A 260-nucleotide genomic window follows, 5' to 3' on the forward strand; every position below is an offset into this window, starting at 1 on the left:
CACTTCAGCTGAAACCAGCCTCGATGCTTCGCCTCGGAAATTCGCCGGCGGATTTGCCTGCCGGCTTCCTACGCTCGCAAACCGGGATATCCAACACCCGGATGACCTTCAGCACTCCGTCCCTCCTTCGCACCTGCAATCGGTCCAGGATTATTAACCTGGTTCCCATCAGCTATGCTTCTCAGCCTCGCCTTAGGGGCCGACTCACCCTGCTCCGATGAACGTAGAGCAGGAAACCTTGGGCTTGCGGCGAGCGGGCT

At 59.2% G+C, this 260-nt stretch carries 1 rRNA gene; it reads right to left on the bottom strand.

Annotated elements, in window-relative coordinates:
• A 23S ribosomal RNA gene (locus GBM95_RS12165) occupies window positions 1-260 on the bottom strand; the annotation flags it as partial.

The organism is Sutterella seckii (genome assembly GCF_009183815.1).
In the GTDB taxonomy this organism is placed as follows: Bacteria; Pseudomonadota; Gammaproteobacteria; order Burkholderiales; family Burkholderiaceae_F; genus Sutterella; species Sutterella seckii.